The sequence below is a fragment of the Pantoea sp. genome (assembly GCF_032114055.1).
Lineage (GTDB): Bacteria > Pseudomonadota > Gammaproteobacteria > Enterobacterales > Enterobacteriaceae > Pantoea.
Window position 1 is genome coordinate 20,615 of record NZ_DAMCTB010000006.1, and the last position, 15,738, is coordinate 36,352.

Here is a 15,738-nt window from a genome sequence, read left to right on the forward strand (position 1 = left end):
CTCCGACCGCTCGGTTCGTAGCCGAGTACTCTATCCAGCTGAGCTATGGATGCATTGAGGGGTATAACTTTTATGGACTGACAGAAACCAACCTGAGGATGTTACGAAGAATGGTGCATCAAGAAGGATTAATCAGCTTGCGCTTCGCCCTGCGGGCCGTTGCTAACGCAACGTTATCCTCCTTAGTGAGACCTGAACGCTATTCACGTCATGAAACACTGAGGCACTAACCATATTGGAGAATATGGTGCATCCAGGAGGATTCGAACCTCCGACCGCTCGGTTCGTAGCCGAGTACTCTATCCAGCTGAGCTATGGATGCATCGAAAATGGCGGTGAGGGAGGGATTCGAACCCTCGATACAGCTTTTGACCGTATACTCCCTTAGCAGGGGAGCGCCTTCAGCCTCTCGGCCACCTCACCTTACGCTTTCTTTCGAACCGTGCTTCTGAACTTGTTTCTGCTCATCGGCACTGCGTGGCGCACATATTACTTTCCCGGACTTTTAAGTCAAACAATTTTTCCAAAACTTTTTTCAATTGCACAAATCGCACGCAATTGGAGCAAAATGACGGCAAAAAGGGTGAATTATCAACAATGAAAGAGGAGAGTGTCAGTAAAAATGCGAAGCAGGAAAGCAAAGGAAAGAAAGGTTTTTTTGCAGAAAGCGGTAGCGCCTCGCAGGAATGCGAGACGCTGAATCCGTTAAACGCTGGTTTGTTGCGTTTTTTCAGCCTGGATGCGCTGATAGATCTCTTCACGATGTACAGAGACCTCTTTTGGGGCGTTAACCCCTATACGAACCTGGTTACCCTTCACACCCAGTACCGTTACAGTTACCTCATCACCGATCATGAGGGTTTCACCAACTCGACGAGTTAGAATAAGCATTCTTTGCTCCTTGAAAGATTAAAAGAGTCGGGCTTGTACAGGCACCCGGCATTATCCATCATTTAACGCTGCACATTGGCTGTGAGAATGACACCAACGCGCATCGATGCGCCAATACATTCTGCTGATAGTTAGTTTAGCCGAAATACACTACATCAACCTGACTTTGTCATTTGCTGCTCTGGCACTGTATTAAAAAGCGCCGGAACCAGGGTTCTGACGCTTCAGACAATGCTTTATTCTATTTCATTACAGGCGGCTGTTAACCCAGCTCTCTACCCCTGCCAGCGCGCCTTTAAGCGCCTCAGCATCGTTACCACCCGCTTGCGCCATGTCAGGACGACCACCGCCCTTCCCGCCAACCTGCTGAGCCAGACCGGCAATCAGTTCACCCGCCTTAACACGGTCAGTCAGATCTTTGGTCACACCCGCAATCAGCGACACCTTACCGTCTGTTACGGTTGCCAGCACGATAATCGCAGACCCAAGCTGGTTTTTGAGATCATCAACCATGGTACGCAACATTTTGGGCTCGACATTGCTAAGCTCACTGACCAGCAGTTTCGCACCTTTAACATCGACAGCACTACTGCTCAGTGAAGCGCTCTCCTGCGCGGCCTGTTGATCGCGTAATTGCTGCAACTCTTTCTCCAATACGCGAACATGGTCGACCAGGCCACGTACCTTCTCGTTCAGGTTGCTGCTGTTCGCTTTAACCAGCTGCGCCAGATCGTGCAGCTGGCTGCTTTGCGCATTAACCTGAGCCAGCGCAGCTTCACCGGTAATCGCTTCAATACGACGAATACCCGCCGCTGTACCTGACTCAGCCTGAATGCGGAACAGACCGATATCACCGGTCCGTGCAGCGTGGGTTCCGCCGCACAGCTCAACAGAGAAATCGCCCATGGTCAGAACGCGTACGCGCTGATCATATTTCTCGCCAAACAAAGCCATCGCACCTTTAGACTTCGCCGCGTCGAGATCCATCACTTCCGTTTCCACCGGCAGGTTGCGGCGGATCTGTGCATTGACGATATCTTCGACCTGACGAATTTCCTGAGGTTTCATCGCTTCGAAATGCGAGAAATCGAAACGCAGATATTTGTCGTTAACCAGCGAGCCTTTCTGAGCCACATGCTCGCCCAGAACCTGACGCAATGCGGCATGCAATAAGTGGGTCGCAGAGTGGTTAAGGCGGATGCGCGCACGACGTGCTGCATCGACCTGCGCCTCAAGGCGATCACCAATACGTAACTGCCCTGCGGTCAGCTTACCGACATGACCGATTGCCTGACCATATTTTTGTGTGTCCTGAACGCTAAATTCAGCATTCTTCCCTTTCAGCAGACCGGTATCGCCAACCTGACCACCCGATTCGCCATAGAATGGGGTTTCATCCAGCACGATGACGGCATCCTGACCGGCGTTCACTTCATCCACCGCCTCGCCAGCAACGTAGAGTGCTTTGACTGTGGCCGCCAGATCGAGCTGGTCATAACCTTTGAACGAGGAAGCTGCGTCAATGCGAATCACATTGCTGTAGTCCGCGCCGAAGCCGCTCGCGTCACGTGCACGCTGGCGCTGCTGTTCCATCGCCTGCTCAAAGCCGGCTTCGTCGATTTTCAGATTACGTTCGCGGCAGACATCTGCCGTCAAATCAGCCGGGAAGCCAAAGGTATCATAGAGACGGAAGACGATTTCGCCGTCCAACGTATCGCCCTGCAGTTTTTCCAGCTCGTCATCCAGCAGCGCCAGGCCGCGTTCCAGCGTACGGGCAAACTGATCTTCTTCGCTTTTCAGTACCTGCTCAACCTGAGCCTGCTGACGCTGCAGGTCTTCACCTGCGGCACCCATGACCTCGATCAGCGGCGCAACCAGCTTGTAGAAGAACGCCTCTTTAGCGCCCAGCATGTTGCCATGACGTACGGCGCGACGAATGATGCGACGCAGCACATAGCCGCGGTTCTCATTCGATGGGATCACGCCATCTGCAATCAGGAATGCGCAGGAGCGAATATGATCAGCAATCACGCGCAGTGATTTGTTGCTGAGATCGGTCGCACCGGTCACTTTCGCAACGGCCTGAATCAGTTTCTGGAACAGGTCGATTTCATAGTTAGAGTTGACGTGCTGCAGAACGGCCGAGATACGCTCAAGACCCATTCCGGTATCAACCGACGGTTTTGGCAGCGGCAGCATGGTGCCATCTGCCTGACGGTTGAACTGCATGAAGACGATGTTCCAGATTTCGATGTAGCGATCGCCATCCTCTTCCGGGCTGCCCGGCGGGCCACCCCAGATGTGGTCGCCATGATCGTAGAAAATCTCGCTGCAGGGGCCACATGGACCGGTGTCGCCCATCTGCCAGAAGTTATCGGACGCGTAAGCGCTGCCTTTGTTATCGCCAATGCGAATGATGCGCTCACGCGGCACACCGATTTCATTTGCCCAGATATCGAAGGCTTCATCATCGGTTTCATAAACCGTCACCCACAGGCGCTCTTTTGGCAGGCTGAACCACTGTTCGCTCGTCAGCAGTTCCCAGGCAAAACCAATCGCCTCTCTCTTGAAGTAATCACCAAAGCTGAAGTTACCCAGCATTTCGAAGAAGGTGTGGTGACGGGCGGTGTAGCCGACGTTTTCAAGATCGTTGTGTTTACCCCCTGCGCGAACGCAGCGTTGCGAGGTGGTCGCACGGGTGTAGTCACGTTTGTCCTGACCGAGGAACACATCTTTAAACTGGTTCATCCCGGCGTTAGTAAACAACAACGTTGGATCGTTATTCGGTACGAGGGAGCTGCTGGTTACAACCTCATGTCCCTTGCTATGAAAAAAGTCGAGAAACGCCTGACGGATCTCAGCAGTGCTCTTGCTCATATATGTCCTGGAATCACGCTAACGAACGTCCCCTCTGATCGGCGCAGCCACTTTTTTGTGGTGCCTGACCAGAGGAACAAAAAGTGGGAATAAGATAAAATTTCTTCAGTGGGAAGTAAAATTACATCGGCCCTTAGTCATCAAAATTTCTGAAAACAGACTGGATATCCTCGCTTTTAAAGCCTTTAGATTGCAGATAACGCAGCACTTTCGCTTTCTCTTTCCATTCAGTGGGCAGTGGATGACCAAATTTTCTCTCCGCCATCTGTGCCGCTCTCGCCGCCCAGTCAACCTCCGTTTCCTCCATCGCAATGTCGATAGCCTCTCGGTCGATGCCTTTCTGAGCCAGCTCAAGGCGCACGCGCTGCGATCCCAGACCTTTGCGGCTTCGGCTCTGAATAAAGCGTTCGGTAAAACGCTCGTCGTTCAGCCAGCCACTTTCCTGACACCAGTCCAGTACCTGCTCCAGCAGCTCTTCGGGGATGATTTCGGGCTCTTTTTTCTGCGCCCAGGCGGCACGCTGAGCAGACTGCTGCAGCTTACGCGCCAGTTCGGCACGGCTATGATCGCGCTGACCCAGAATACGCATCGCCCGGTCAAGCAGGCGAGAGTAAGAGACGACGTTAGGTTGAGCCTTAGGCTGTGAGGATTCAGTCATACTGCGCACCTTGTACAAACAGAGAGGAGATTATGGCGACAGAACGGGACAGAGGAAAGGCGGGAAAGGAAACTGAGGGGGCAAAAACAGCGGGAGAGGCTTTTGCCTCTCCCGCAATCGTGATTAGAAATCTTCGTTCGCTTCGCTTTCGGCGTTTTCGTTGTCAGCGGATTTGTCCGCTGCCACACTTTCATCCGCGCCGTTAAGCAGCATCTCACGCAGCTTCATATCAATCTCGTTTGCCACGGCAGCATTCTCTTTCAGGAAGTTGCCCGCATTCGATTTACCCTGGCCAATCTTGTCGCCGTTGTAGCTGTACCACGCACCCGCTTTTTCGATCAGCTTGTGCTTGACGCCCAGGTCAACCAGCTCGCCGTAGGTGTTGATCCCTTCGCCATACATGATCTGGAACTCGGCCTGCTTGAATGGCGCAGCGATTTTGTTTTTCACCACTTTCACGCGGGTTTCACTGCCGACCACATTATCGCCCTCTTTAATCGCACCGATACGGCGGATATCAAGACGGACAGAGGCGTAGAACTTCAGCGCGTTACCACCGGTCGTGGTTTCCGGGTTACCGAACATCACACCAATTTTCATACGGATCTGGTTGATGAAGATCAGCAGGGTGTTTGACTGCTTCAGGTTACCCGCCAGCTTACGCATCGCCTGGCTCATCATACGTGCCGCAAGGCCCATGTGTGAGTCACCGATTTCACCTTCGATTTCCGCTTTCGGCGTCAGCGCGGCAACGGAGTCGACGATGATGACGTCAACGGCACCGGAACGCGCCAGAGCATCACAGATTTCCAGCGCCTGTTCACCGGTATCGGGCTGTGAGCAGAGCAGATTTTCGATATCCACGCCCAGCTTCTTGGCGTAGACCGGATCCAGCGCATGTTCCGCATCGATAAAGGCACAGGTTTTGCCCTTACGCTGTGCCGCCGCGATAACCTGCAGGGTCAGCGTGGTTTTACCGGAAGACTCGGGTCCGTAGATCTCAACGATACGCCCCATTGGCAGACCGCCTGCACCTAAAGCAATGTCCAGCGACAGCGAACCGGTCGAGATGGTTTCCACATCCATTGAGCGGTCTTCACCCAAGCGCATGATGGAACCTTTACCAAATTGTTTCTCAATCTGGCCCAGCGCGGCAGCTAAAGCCTTCTGTTTGTTTTCATCAATCGCCATTTCAACTCCTAATCAAGCCGGGTAAACACGCACTCAGGGTGCCTGCACTCTTTCTGTTGCCGACAATTATACTGTATAGTCATACAGTATCAAGTTTAATTTGTCAGAAATTCGCCATACAGTGTCTGCAGGGCCCATGCCACCGACTGGCGGCGGACGGCGTCACGATCGCCGCTAAAATGCTGCTGAAAAGTCAATACGTTATCCTGTGGCCCGGCAAAGCCAAACCACACCGTACCAACCGGTTTTTCTGCGCTGCCGCCATCCGGGCCGGCAATGCCGCTGACCGAGATAGCGTAGTCGGCCCGGGCGGCCTCGCGTGCTCCCAGCGCCATCTCGCGCACCACCACTTCACTGACCGCACCAGCCTGTTCCAGCGACGTCGCCTGAACGTTTACCAGCTGCTGTTTCGCCTCATTACTGTAGGTCACAAACCCGCGTTCGAACCAGGCAGAACTGCCGCTGATATCGGTAAATACCTTGGCAATCCATCCGCCCGTGCAGGATTCCGCACAGGTGACGGTGGCATTGCGCTGCTTCAGCTGCTCCCCTATCCGGGCGCTGAGCGCCTGCAATTGCTGATCGTCCATTGCATCTCTCCGTTTGGCTGTGGTTTGAAGGTGGTGCAGAAAGCGCGCTTTTTCAAGGTCATCCGCCACGATTGCGCTGATTTTGCGGCGAACTTTCCACCGCGCTTAGGTTTTTTTCACTGCAACCATGAAAAGACGCGGAAAGGCGAGCAGAACCTGCCCCGCCGCCTGAGCAGGATAGGCGGTGACGAGACGCTGATGATATTCAGCCAGAAAGGCGTTCTGCCCGGCCTCATCCAGGTTCGCCAGAAACGGCCTGAGACCAGTCGCCTGCAGCCAGCTGATAATCGCCTGCGCGTCGGCCATGATGTGATAATAGGTGGTGCGCCAGATATCGACCTCACAACCCGCCTGTGTCAGCAGATCGTAATACTCTCCGGTGGAAAGCAGCTGCGTGCGTTCAACGGCCTCGGCGTGAATCTGTGAGCGCCAGCGCGCTGATGCCGCCACCTCGCGCATCAGCCGATGCGACGGCTCCTGCAGATTATCCGGCATCTGCACGGCCAGCACGCCGCCGGGCGCCAGCTGAGCGACCAGATGAGGAAACAGCGTGGTGTGATTATCCAGCCATTGCAGCGAAGCGTTGGCGTAAATCACCTGCTGCGGGGCATCCGCCTGCCAGCTGCGGATGTCGGCCTGAACAAAGCGACACTGCGGCAGCCGCTCTCTGGCCTGCGCCAGCATCGTCGCTGAACTGTCGAGTCCGGTGATCTGTGCCAGCGGCCAGGCGTCAGTGAGCAGCTCCGTGCTGTTACCCGGCCCGCATCCCAGATCGGTCACCTGCTCAACCTGCTCCATGGTGATACGTGCCAGCAGCTCACGGGCCGGACGGGTTCGTTCCGCTTCAAATTTACGATACAGCACGGGATCCCACTCTTTCATCATCACCTCTCGCCAGGTTATCAGAGACATCTGCATAGTCAGACGGATGAAAAATGAAAAAGTGCAGACCTTTACCGAATATCGTGGTGTAACGGCACGGGACAGAGAGATGGGCGTCGCGCCGCAGGCGGGCTTTTAGCGGAGCGGGATAGCAGGCGTCAAAACGGAACTGAAAATAGCGGGCGCTTCCCTGCGCCCCCGATCTCAGTTCTTTTTCACAAACTCAGACTTGAGTTTCATCGGGCCAAAGCCGTCGATTTTGCAATCGATGTTGTGATCACCTTCAACCAGACGAATACTTTTCACTTTGGTGCCAATCTTCAGCGAAGAGGAGCTGCCCTTCACCTTGAGATCTTTAATCACCGTCACACTGTCGCCGTCTGCCAGCAGGTTGCCGTTGGCATCACGCACTTCCGGTATGGCGTTGCTGCTGTCGCCTTCTCCCTCAGTCCAGATATGGCCGCAGGAGGGGCAGTTAAAGTTATCGCCATCTTGCCAGGTGTAATCGGCGTGACAGGCTGGGCAGGCAGGTAAAGACATAACGACTCCGGAAATATCAGCGGCGCGGGGGCCTGAAAAAAGGACGTCATCATATAACCTTACAGTTAATAAGGACAGCCTTTATAACAGACCGCCCTGCCGTGCCTTGCTCACCGCCTCACCCAGTTGCCACACCGCCATCGCATAATGGGTGCTGTGGTTGTAGCGGGTGATCACGTAAAAGTTGGGTAAGCCGTACCAGTACTGATAGCTGGTGCCCAGATCGAGGCGCAGCAGGCTGACCTGATCGTTTCCATTCAGCGAACCCTGCGGCGACAGACCGGAGGCCGACAGCATGCTCACGCTGTAACGGGTTTTGAAGCCATCTTCCAGCATTGGCGCCTGGCCGCTGGCCGGAACCGCCACATTTTCGCCGCTGCGCCAGCCATGCTTCTGGAAGTAGTGCGCCACGCTGCCGATGGCGTCCACCGGATCCCACAGATTAGCATGGCCGTCACCGTTGAAATCAACCGCATAGTCATTGTAGGAAGACGGCATAAACTGACCGTAGCCCATCGCCCCGGCGAACGAACCTTTCAGCGCCAGCGGATCATCCTGCTCTTTACGCGACATCAGCAGGAAAGTTTCCAGTTCACTGCTGAAGTAGGCGGCGCGGCGCGGATAGTTAAACGATAAGGTCGCCAGCGCATCCAGAATGCGGGTTTTGCCCATTACGCGCCCCCAGCGGGTTTCCACGCCGATAATGCCGACAATAATTTCCGGCGGCACGCCGTAGACCTGCTGCGCACGCTGTAGTGCATCCTGATACTGATTCCAGAACGCCACGCCATTCTGCACGTTATCCGGCGTGATGAACTTGTTGCGATAGCGGATCCAGGCACCGTTAGGACCCGGCGCAGGCGTGTAGCTCGGCGCCTGACGATCCATCAGCCGCAGCACGTAGTCCAGCCGTTTTGCCTGACCGATGATGTTGTGCAACTGCTGACGATCAAAGTCATGCTTCTCCACCATCTTATCGATGAACTGTTCGGCTGCCGGATTACCGGCGAAGTCACCAAACATCGCCTGTCCGCTGTGCGCTGGCTGCAGTAAAAAACCGCCCTGCGGTGCAGGCAGCATTTTCTGCTGTGAAGGAACGTCAGGTTTGCTGCTGCAGGACGCCAGAAGCGGAATAAACGCAAGAAGGGCTAACTTGAAACGCATCGGTTATCCATAAACGAGGGGTGAATTCAGATGCGCTAATAGTAGACGTTCAGGGCCATGACATACAGGTCAGAATCTTAAAAAAACGTCAATGAAGCGGCCGGTTGCGATGGCCGCAGGGCACAATTTACCCCGCGGCCATGTTGCGTTCAGCGGCGGTTTCGCACCAGCTGATAGCGGCGGGTCAGATACTCAACCGGCGCGCTCCAGATGTGCACCAGCCGGCAGAACGGAAAGAGCAGGAACAGCGTCATTCCCAGCACCATGTGGATGCGATAGATCAGCGCCACCCCATCCAGATGCTGCGAAGCGCCAGCGTGAAACGTCACTACCGCCTGCGCCCAGCCCACCAGCTTCATCATTTCACTGCCGTCCGGATGCTGAGCGGAAAAAGGAATGGTCAGCAGGCCCAGCGTGGCCTGCGCGACCAGCAGCGTGATGATCAGAATGTCACCGACGCTGCTGGTGGCGCGCACCCGGGGATGAGTCAGCCGGCGCTTCAGCAGCAGCGCCCCCCCCGTCAGCGTCATCGCACCGAACAGGCCACCGGCGATCATCGCCAGCTTCTGCTTCACGTCGATCGGCAGAAAGGATTGATACATCCAGTGCGGCGTCAGCATCCCGACCACGTGACCAAAGAAAATACCGATGATGCCGATATGGAACAGATTGGAGGCGAGGCGCATCCCTTTCTTATCCAGCATCTGACTGGAACCGGCACGCCAGCTGTACTGCCCATAGTCATAGCGCAGCCAGCTTCCGACCAGGAAGACTGTTCCGGCGAGATAGGGGTAAATATCGAAGAAGAAGGTGTTGATAAAATTCATTCTGATTCTCCAGTGATACGCGCTGTAGCCGTGGCGATATCCAGATACTGCGGCGTGACTGCATCGGCAAAGCGACGCTGATGCATCGCCTGCTGCGCCGGGACGCAGCCCTGTTCGCCGAGAAATTTAATCTGCTCCTCTTCCCAGACGGCATCCAGCGCCGCCGGGGTATCGTCCCGAGCCTCCTGTGCCACCTGCGGTTTCAGCGCCACAGCATCAATCGCGCTACCGGAGAGCGCCAGCAACACCGCAAAAAGGTCGGCGTAAGGGCTCTGCCGCGCCTCCAGGCGGGCGGCCAGCAGCGCCAGGATCGGCACGATGTCATTCAGCCCCTGACACGCGGCCTCATCACTCTTACAGGCGAGATACTCAAGGTAGAGCGGCAGATAGTCGGGCAGCTCTTTGCTGTCCAGTTCCAGACCGTCGGCGCGATACTGCGCCAGCAGATCGACCATCGCCTGACCGCGATCGCGTGACTCTCCGTGCACATGTTCAAACAGCAGCAGCGAAGTGGCGCGGCCGCGATCGAACAGTTCGCCATAGTCCGCCTGCACATCAAGCAGAGGTCGGGCGCAGAGCTGCTGAATAAAGCCCGCCAGCCGTGCGCGCTGCGGCTCACTGAGTTCACAGGCGCTGTCCAGCGCCGCCGTCAGGTCGCGAGCGTGGGTGAAGAGCGCCTCGTCCGGGTAGTCGAGCAGGCGCGACACAATGCGCAGTGTGATCATGAGGCATCCTCCGGGCGCGTCGTTTTCTTACCGATGTCGATGGCATCGATACGGTGGCTGTTGAACAGGTTGAATTTCGTGTCGCTGCCGTGACAGCCATCACCAAAGCTGAAGCCGCAGCCCTTGCTTTCCGGGAAGGCTTCACCCGCCAGTTCGCGATGGCTGGAGGGCACCACAAAGCGATCTTCATAGTTTGCGATCGCCAGATAGCGGTACATCTCCTGCGCCTGCGCTTCGGTCAGGCCGACCTGCTCCAGTGCCCGGATATCCCGCTCGCCGTCCACGCTCTCTGCGCGCTTGTAGTGACGCATCGCCAGCATCCGCCTCAGCGCCATCAGCACCGGTGCAGTGTCACCGGCGGTCAGCAGATTCGCCAGATACTCAACCGGAATCCGCAGGCTCTCCACATCCGGCAGCACACCGGTATGCGCCAGTGCGCCGCCATCCGCCGCTGACTGAATCGGCGATAACGGCGGTACATACCAGACCATCGGCAGCGTGCGATATTCAGGATGAAGCGGCAGCGCCAGCTTCCACTCCATCGCCATTTTGTAGACCGGCGATCGCTGCGCCGCGTCGATGACGCTCTGTGCGATGCCCTCTTTCAGCGCCTGGGCGATCACCGCCGGATCGTTGGGATCAAGGAAAATATCCAGCTGGCTCTGATAAAGATCCTTTTCGTTTTCGACTGCCGCCGCGCGTTCAATCTGGTCAGCATCATAGAGCAGCACACCGAGATAACGGATCCGGCCGACACAGGTTTCCGAGCAGACAGTGGGCTGACCCGACTCAATACGCGGATAACAGAAAATACATTTTTCTGATTTGCCGCTTTTCCAGTTGAAGTAGATCTTCTTGTAAGGACAGCCGGTCAGACACATCCGCCAGCCGCGACATTTATCCTGGTCGATCAGCACAATGCCATCTTCACCGCGCTTGTAGATCGCACCGCTCGGGCAGGTCGCTACGCACGCCGGATTGAGGCAGTGCTCACACAGGCGCGGCAGGTACATCATGAAGGTGTGCTCAAACTGGCCGTAGATCTCCTTCTGGATATTGTCGAAGTTCCTGTCCTGAGAGCGCCTGGCAAACTCGCCACCGAGGATCTCTTCCCAGTTCGGGCCGTTTTCGATCTTTTTCATCCGCTGACCGGTGATCAGCGAGCGCGGGCGGGCGATCGGCTGCTGTTTACCGGCGGGCGCCGTGTGCAGATGCTGGTAGTCAAAATCAAAGGGTTCGTAGTAGTCATCCAGCGCAGGCACGTCAGGGTTAGCAAAGATCTTCGACAGCAGGCCGACGCGGCTGCCCATGCGCGGCTCCAGCCTGCCATTGATCTTACGGATCCAGCCGCCCTTCCACTTCTGCTGATCTTCCCAGGCGTGCGGATAGCCGACGCCCGGCTTGCTTTCGACGTTGTTAAACCAGGCATACTCCATGCCTTCGCGGCTGGTCCAGACGTTTTTACAGGTCACCGAGCAGGTATGGCAGCCGATACATTTGTCGAGGTTCAGCACCATGCCGACCTGTGAACGAATTTTCATGGTTTTACCTCCTGCAGGCTGCCCTGGCAGGCATCGTTGCCCTCGCCATCTAACCAGTTAACGTTGTTCATTTTGCGGACCACCACGAACTCATCACGGTTAGAACCGACGGTGCCGTAGTAGTTAAAGCCCCAGGAGAGCTGCGCATAGCCGCCGATCATGTGTGTCGGTTTCGGGCAGGTGCGTGTCACCGAGTTATGGATCCCGCCGCGCTGGCGGGTGATCTCCGAGCCGGGGATATTCACGATGCGCTCCTGCGCGTGGTACATCATGGTCATCCCGGCCGGAATACGCTGGCTCACGACCGCTCGTGCAGTCAGCGCGCCGTTAGCGTTGAACGCCTCGATCCAGTCGTTGTCCATAATGCCCAGCTCGCGGGCGTCATCTTCACTCATCCAGACGATCGGTCCGCCACGCGACAGCGTCAGCATCAGCAGATTGTCGCTGTAGGTCGAGTGAATGCCCCACTTCTGGTGTGGCGTCAGGAAGTTCAGCGCCTTCTCCGGATTACCGTTGGGCTTGCTGTTCAGCAACGGCTTCGCTGCGCGGGTATCGATGGGCGGACGATAGACCATCAGACTCTCGCCAAAGGCGCGCATCCACTCATGATCCTGATAGAGCTGCTGACGGCCGCTCAGCGTACGCCACGGGATCAGCTCATGGACGTTGGTGTAGCAGGCGTTATAGGAGACATGCTCATCTTCCAGACCTGACCAGGTCGGGCTGGAGATAATTTTGCGTGGCTGCGCCTGGATATCGCGGAAGCGGATTTTCTCATCTTCCTTGTTCAGCGCCAGATGGGTGTGATCGCGGCCGGTAATCTCGCCCAGCGCCTGCCACGCTTTAACCGCTACCTGACCATTGGTCTCCGGGGCCAGCGCCAGGATCACTTCTGCCGCATCGATCGCCGTGTCGATATTCGGTCGCCCGGCTGCCGGGCCATGCGCTTTGACATAGTTCAGCTGTTTGAGGAAATCGATCTCTTTACAGGTGTTCCAGCTGATGCCTTTGCCACCGTTACCCTGGGTTTCCAGCAACGGTCCCAGCGAGGTAAAACGTTCCCAGGTCGCTGGATAGTCGCGTTCCACCACCATAATGTGCGGTGCCGTTTTGCCCGGGATCAGGTCGCATTCGCCCTTTTTCCACTCTTTCGCGTCAAATGGCTGCGCCAGCTCCGCAGGCGAGTCATGCAGGACCGGCAGCGTGACCACATCGGTTTCCACACCCAGATGGCCAGGACAGAGATCGGAGAAGGCTCTGGCGATGCCCTTATAGATCTCCCAGTCACTTTTCGACTCCCACGCCGGATCAACGGCGGCCGACAGCGGATGAATAAATGGATGCATGTCCGACGTATTCATGTCGTCCTTTTCATACCAGGTCGCGGTCGGCAGCACGACATCGGAGTAGAGGCAGGTGCTCGACATACGGAAGTCGAGCGTGACCACCAGATCGAGTTTGCCTTCGGCGCCCTGATCCTGCCATTCCACTTCTTCCGGCTTCTCGCGGCCCTGCTGGCCCAGGTCTTTACCCTGAATGCCATTTTCGGTGCCCAGCAGATACTTCAGCATGTACTCATGCCCTTTACCTGACGAGCCAAGCAGGTTGGAGCGCCAGACAAACAGATTACGCGGAAAGTTCTGCGGATCGTCCGGCTGTTCGGCCGCAAAACGCACGGTGCCCTGCTTCAGGCTCTCCACGGTGTATGCCAGCGGTGACTGTCCGGCCGCTTTCGCCCGCGCCGCGAGGTGCAGCGGGTTAACGTTAAGCTGCGGCGCGGAAGGCAGCCAGCCCATCCGTTCGGAACGCACGTTGAAGTCGATCAGGCTGCCGGTGTAGCGGCTTTTATCCGCCAGCGGTGACAGCAGCTCCTGAATATTCAGGGTTTCATAGCGCCACTGACTGGAGTGGTTATAGAAGAAGGAGGTGCTGTTCATCTGGCGCGGCGGACGCTGCCAGTCGAGGCCAAAGGCCAGTGGGGTCCAGCCGGTCTGCGGACGCAGTTTCTCCTGGCCGACATAGTGCGCCCAGCCACCGCCGCTCTGACCGACACAACCGCAGAAGATCAGCATGTTCATCAGGCCACGATAGTTCATGTCCATGTGATACCAGTGGTTCATACCGGCACCGACGATGATCATCGAACGACCGCGGGTCTTCTCTGCGTTTTCGGCAAACTCGCGGGCAATGCGGATAATATTCTGACGGGAAACGCCGGTGATCTGCTCGGCCCAGGCCGGGGTGTAGGCTTTGATCTCATCGTAATTCTGCGCGCAGCTGGCATCATCCAGCCCGCGATCCAGACCGTAGTTGGCCAGGGTCAGGTCGTAGACGCTGGTGACCAGCGCCTCACTGCCATCCGCCAGCTGCAACCGTTTCACCGGCAGCTTATGCCGCAGAATCTCATCCAGCGCGACGCTGTTGAAATGCTCGTGTGTGAGGCCGCCAAAGTAGGGGAAACCGACCTCAACCACCTCATCGTGGCTGCCGAGCAGGCTGAGCTGCAGCTCAGCCTCCTGCTGTGTCAGGCCGTCGCGCTGCTCCAGATTCCATTTGCCCTTCTCCCCCCAGCGGAAGCCGATAGCGCCCTGCGGCACAATCAGTTCACCGGTCGCCTGATTCAGCGCCACGGTTTTCCATTCCGGGTTATTTTCCTGGCCGAGTCCATCCACCAGATCGCTGGCGCGCAGCTGACGACCTGCGGCGTAGTAGCCACCCTCACGCGGCTCCAGCAGCACCAGCATCGGCATGTCAGTGTAGCGGCGCACGTAGTCGTGGAAATAGGGGACTTCGCGGTCAAGATGAAACTCTTTCAGCATGACGTGGCCCATTGCCAGCGCCATCGCGCTGTCGGTGCCCTGCTTCGGACTCAGCCACTGGTCGCACAGCTTGGCGACTTCGGCATAGTCCGGCGTGACCGCCACGGTTTTGGTGCCTTTGTAGCGCACTTCAGTAAAGAAGTGCGCATCCGGCGTACGGGTCTGCGGAACGTTTGAGCCCCAGGCAATGATGTAGGCGGCGTTATACCAGTCCGCCGACTCCGGCACGTCGGTCTGCTCACCCCAGGTCATGGGTGATGCAGGCGGCAGATCGCAATACCAGTCATAGAAACTCAGGCAGGTGCCGCCAATCAGAGAAAGGTAACGCGCGCCCGCGGCGTAAGAGACCATCGACATCGCCGGAATTGGCGAAAAGCCCATGATGCGATCCGGGCCGAAGGTTTTCGCGGTGCAGATGTTGGCGGCGGCGATCATCTCGTTGACCTCCTGCCAGCTGGAGCGAACAAAGCCTCCGCGTCCCCGCGCCTGTTTGTAGCTGCGGGCTTTCTCCGGGTTACTAATGATGGACGCCCAGGCCTCTACCGGATCGCTGTGCTGCGCTTTTGCTTCCCGCCACAGCTGGATCAGCGTCCTGCGCATCAGCGGATATTTCAGGCGGTTCGCGCTGTAGAGATACCAGGAGTAGCTGGCCCCGCGTGGACAGCCCCGCGGTTCATGATTGGGCAGATCGGGACGGGTGCGCGGATAATCGGTCTGCTGGGTCTCCCAGGTCACCAGTCCGTTTTTCACATAGATTTTCCAGCTGCATGAGCCGGTACAGTTAACGCCGTGGGTCGAGCGCACGATTTTATCGTGCTGCCAGCGGCTACGGTAACCCTCTTCCCAGTCGCGGTTACTGTTGAGCGTCTGCCCGTGCTGGCCGGAAAAGGGCTCGGCCAGCTGTTTAAAATAGCGAAATCGATCTAGAAACTTGCTCATCCGGAATACTCCTGAAGGCCTGGTATGACATTGCTGACTCTGCATCTGTCGCGACACAGAAAGGAAAATGTTGCCGGTGCGCCATACCGGCATT

Annotated in this window: 12 protein-coding genes and 2 tRNA genes; all 14 read right to left on the reverse strand. The window is 56.7% G+C overall.

Annotated elements, in window-relative coordinates; genetic code table 11:
• Positions 1-245: 245 nt before the first annotated feature.
• The 14 genes from RT657_RS11765 to RT657_RS11830 all read right to left on the reverse strand — a co-directional run bounded on the left by RT657_RS11765 (position 246) and on the right by RT657_RS11830 (position 15,644).
• Positions 246-322: transfer RNA gene (locus RT657_RS11765), tRNA-Arg, on the reverse strand.
• Between the two features lie 8 nt (positions 323-330).
• Positions 331-423 (reverse strand) — tRNA-Ser (locus tag RT657_RS11770).
• 282 nt (positions 424-705) lie between these two features.
• Positions 706-891 carry a carbon storage regulator CsrA gene (gene csrA / locus RT657_RS11775; RefSeq protein WP_008927091.1) on the reverse strand — a complete coding sequence of 62 codons (186 nt, stop codon included), beginning with the start codon at positions 889-891 and terminating at the stop codon, positions 706-708.
• Between the two features lie 249 nt (positions 892-1,140).
• Positions 1,141-3,768, reverse strand: coding sequence for an alanine--tRNA ligase (gene alaS / locus RT657_RS11780; RefSeq protein ID WP_313654674.1), 2,628 nt, complete (start codon positions 3,766-3,768; stop codon positions 1,141-1,143).
• Between the two features lie 133 nt (positions 3,769-3,901).
• Positions 3,902-4,426 (reverse strand): regulatory protein RecX, encoded by a 525-nt coding sequence (locus RT657_RS11785; protein ID WP_313654675.1) that lies wholly within the window; start codon positions 4,424-4,426, stop codon positions 3,902-3,904.
• Between the two features lie 123 nt (positions 4,427-4,549).
• Complete coding sequence (gene recA / locus RT657_RS11790) at positions 4,550-5,617, reverse strand: recombinase RecA (protein WP_313654676.1); 1,068 nt, start codon at positions 5,615-5,617, stop codon at positions 4,550-4,552.
• A gap of 95 nt (positions 5,618-5,712) precedes the next feature.
• A complete protein-coding gene (gene pncC / locus RT657_RS11795; RefSeq protein WP_313654677.1) occupies positions 5,713-6,207 on the reverse strand; it encodes a nicotinamide-nucleotide amidase in 495 nt (164 codons plus the stop codon).
• A gap of 105 nt (positions 6,208-6,312) precedes the next feature.
• Entirely contained in the window at positions 6,313-7,089 is a 777-nt protein-coding gene (tam, locus tag RT657_RS11800) for a trans-aconitate 2-methyltransferase (protein WP_313654894.1), read from the reverse strand.
• Positions 7,090-7,293: 204 nt separating this feature from the next.
• On the reverse strand, positions 7,294-7,629 hold the full coding sequence (locus RT657_RS11805; protein ID WP_313654679.1) for a zinc ribbon domain-containing protein YjdM: 336 nt from the start codon (positions 7,627-7,629) through the stop codon (positions 7,294-7,296).
• Between the two features lie 81 nt (positions 7,630-7,710).
• On the reverse strand, positions 7,711-8,793 hold the full coding sequence (mltB, locus tag RT657_RS11810; protein WP_313654681.1) for a lytic murein transglycosylase B: 1,083 nt from the start codon (positions 8,791-8,793) through the stop codon (positions 7,711-7,713).
• A gap of 149 nt (positions 8,794-8,942) precedes the next feature.
• Positions 8,943-9,620 (reverse strand): respiratory nitrate reductase subunit gamma, encoded by a 678-nt coding sequence (narI, locus tag RT657_RS11815; protein ID WP_313654682.1) that lies wholly within the window; start codon positions 9,618-9,620, stop codon positions 8,943-8,945.
• Positions 9,617-10,345, reverse strand: a complete 729-nt coding sequence (gene narJ, locus RT657_RS11820; RefSeq protein WP_313654683.1) for a nitrate reductase molybdenum cofactor assembly chaperone — start codon at positions 10,343-10,345, stop codon at positions 9,617-9,619. Before narJ ends, narI begins: the two co-directional genes overlap by 4 nt.
• A complete protein-coding gene (narH, locus tag RT657_RS11825) occupies positions 10,342-11,886 on the reverse strand; it encodes a nitrate reductase subunit beta (protein ID WP_313654684.1) in 1,545 nt (514 codons plus the stop codon). Before narH ends, narJ begins: the two co-directional genes overlap by 4 nt.
• The gene (locus tag RT657_RS11830; protein ID WP_313654685.1) at positions 11,883-15,644 is read right to left on the reverse strand and encodes a nitrate reductase subunit alpha; all 3,762 of its coding nucleotides are present in this window, start codon (positions 15,642-15,644) and stop codon (positions 11,883-11,885) included. The genes narH and RT657_RS11830 overlap by 4 nt, the downstream gene beginning before the upstream one ends.
• Positions 15,645-15,738: the final 94 nt, after the last annotated feature.

Excerpts from the sequence above, each read along its gene's own strand:
- csrA (WP_008927091.1), bottom strand. The coding sequence starts at position 891 with ATGCTTATTCTAACTCGTCGAGTTGGTGAAACCCTCATGATCGGTGAT.
- RT657_RS11805 (WP_313654679.1), bottom strand. The coding sequence starts at position 7,629 with ATGTCTTTACCTGCCTGCCCAGCCTGTCACGCCGATTACACCTGGCAA.
- pncC (WP_313654677.1), bottom strand. The coding sequence starts at position 6,207 with ATGGACGATCAGCAATTGCAGGCGCTCAGCGCCCGGATAGGGGAGCAG.
- recA (WP_313654676.1), bottom strand. The coding sequence starts at position 5,617 with ATGGCGATTGATGAAAACAAACAGAAGGCTTTAGCTGCCGCGCTGGGC.
- tam (WP_313654894.1), bottom strand. The coding sequence starts at position 7,089 with ATGAAAGAGTGGGATCCCGTGCTGTATCGTAAATTTGAAGCGGAACGA.
- RT657_RS11785 (WP_313654675.1), bottom strand. The coding sequence starts at position 4,426 with ATGACTGAATCCTCACAGCCTAAGGCTCAACCTAACGTCGTCTCTTAC.
- alaS (WP_313654674.1), bottom strand. The coding sequence starts at position 3,768 with ATGAGCAAGAGCACTGCTGAGATCCGTCAGGCGTTTCTCGACTTTTTT.
- narI (WP_313654682.1), bottom strand. The coding sequence starts at position 9,620 with ATGAATTTTATCAACACCTTCTTCTTCGATATTTACCCCTATCTCGCC.
- narH (WP_313654684.1), bottom strand. The coding sequence starts at position 11,886 with ATGAAAATTCGTTCACAGGTCGGCATGGTGCTGAACCTCGACAAATGT.
- narJ (WP_313654683.1), bottom strand. The coding sequence starts at position 10,345 with ATGATCACACTGCGCATTGTGTCGCGCCTGCTCGACTACCCGGACGAG.
- RT657_RS11830 (WP_313654685.1), bottom strand. The coding sequence starts at position 15,644 with ATGAGCAAGTTTCTAGATCGATTTCGCTATTTTAAACAGCTGGCCGAG.
- mltB (WP_313654681.1), bottom strand. The coding sequence starts at position 8,793 with ATGCGTTTCAAGTTAGCCCTTCTTGCGTTTATTCCGCTTCTGGCGTCC.